This is a genomic window from Helicobacter sp. 11S02596-1 (genome assembly GCF_002272825.1).
Lineage (GTDB): Bacteria > Campylobacterota > Campylobacteria > Campylobacterales > Helicobacteraceae > Helicobacter_J.
In genome coordinates this window covers 1-2,006 of record NZ_MLAM01000027.1, presented here as the reverse complement: position 1 = coordinate 2,006, position 2,006 = coordinate 1, and the positions used below count along the sequence as shown (strand labels likewise).

At 39.8% G+C, this 2,006-nt stretch carries 1 protein-coding gene; it reads right to left on the bottom strand.

Annotation, left to right across the window (positions count from 1 at the left end; translation table 11 throughout):
• A partial coding sequence (locus BJI48_RS09505) for a hypothetical protein (protein WP_180763110.1) occupies positions 1 to 2,006 on the bottom strand: 2,006 nt, incomplete at both ends.

Genomic DNA, 2,006 nt, shown 5'->3' with positions numbered 1-2,006 from the left:
GCTAATCGGAGATAGTCTTGGATACCTGCGATAACATAGCCTTGTATTTGGTCTCCGCTCATTCCTTTGAGTTTGGCTTCAGTCATCAAAGCCCCATAGAATTTGGTTATAGCTGTTTGATTAAGTGCTTCATTAGTCCCAGTAGAGGGTAAATGGGGTAAGTAATAATCGAGTTTGTGTGTTGTTGTAGGAACCATTGCTGCTTCTGTAGCCTTATTTGCTGCCTTATTCGCAGGAGCATAGTCGATTTTAGGCGGGGTGCTATCACCTGAAGCTGTCGGATTTACTGCAGCGGAAGCAAAGCTGATATCATTAACACTCCAGCCCTCATTGTTAGCAGATGTGATAATATCCCCATTCATACTTGAGCGGGTAAATTTCGCATTGACATAAGCCCCGTGCGTTTTATTAACAATCCCTGTCCCCGAGCCTGCACCAAATCTGCCATTATTATTGGCAAGGAATGTGGCGTCTGTAAATGTGGCTACGATGTTTTTGCCTCTTTTAGTTAGGTCTGTAACAATGTCATTTCTGGTAACACCACTCCCGCTAGCTTCCAAGCCCCCGATAAACACGGCATTTTCTTCGGCTGTAACTAACGCTTCCCCTGCACCCACACCTGATATGGATTTCGAGGTGAAGAGTCCTGCATACGTGGCATTCTTTTTAATATTTAAATCTATTTCTTTTGTGGCATTGATAGCCCCCTTATAGGCAGCATTTTCTTCAACATTAATGGTTACTTTACCACCAGTATTGATAATATTGCTTATTTCGGAATAATCATCATTTTTATTGGTGGTGTTTTTGATGGTAAATGTGGCATTCTCGAAAGGTTTCTTCTTTAAATTAATCGTGCCTAGAATCTTGGCATTATTGTTGAGGGTGAGAGTGAGGTCCCTCGTTTTATTTGAGCTATCTGCTTGCAAAGACATATTACCTTTGAAAGCATAGCCCTCTTTGCCATTGCCATCAAATTCAAGCGTGATTTTTTGGTCTTTGGTATTTGCTTTAGCATTACTCCAATGATTATTAGCCCATCCACTCACACTGAGATTGCCCTCAATACTCGAATCTTTGGTTTTGATAGTCAGATTTGCTTTCTCATTATTAAACTTATAATAAGTGATATTCCCTTGCATATGGGCGTTATTATTGAAAGTGAAAGTATTCTCGCCGTTATTAACGCTTATATTACCAATGAGATTGGAGTTATCAAATGTGATGTTGATATTGTCATCATCTACATTCCCTATATAATGCCCCTCAATGATATCCCCTGCCATATTTGCCCCATTTTTGAAAGTGATGTCGTTTTTGATGAGTCGATAATTCAGATTCCCCAAGAATGCCCATTTCCCTTCTTTGGTAGAGTATTCTTTGCCATTGATGGTAGCTTTTTGATCGGTGTTGCCTTTATAGGCGCCATCAAAAGTGAGGGTTACTTCTCCTGCTGTGTAATTTACGGTATTTATATTGTGGCTAAAATTCCCCACAAACACCGAGTCTTTGAAATTCCCTGTCATTTTTGTATTGTTTTCAATAGAGAGGTTAGGCTCTATAATAACGGCTTTATTGCCAGTGATGGTGAGATCATCTATTATTTCTTTATGCTTTGAGGTTGCAACATCATATTTCCATACATCTGTCGTGCCATCTTGTTTGATTAAATTAAATTCATCATAATATTTACTACCAACGATTGTATGGCTCAAACAAGCATTCGCATCCCCTAGCGTGCAACTTGCATCGCCAGTAGCATAAGCAACACCCGCACCCATCACTGAAGCCAAGATGATAGAGAAAAGCGGTTTGAATGAGGATTTTTTGAGATTTTTTAAATCTTTAGCGGGTTGGAAGCGTTGGGAGTTTTCAGACCCGTAGCGATGGCGGGAGTTTTGAAGTTTATCGAAACTCCGAATTTGGAAATCTTTAAGGTTTTGAACTTGTTGGGAAGTTTTTAAATCTCGAGTTTTTTGAGATTTTTGGGTAGTGGGGGATTCAAG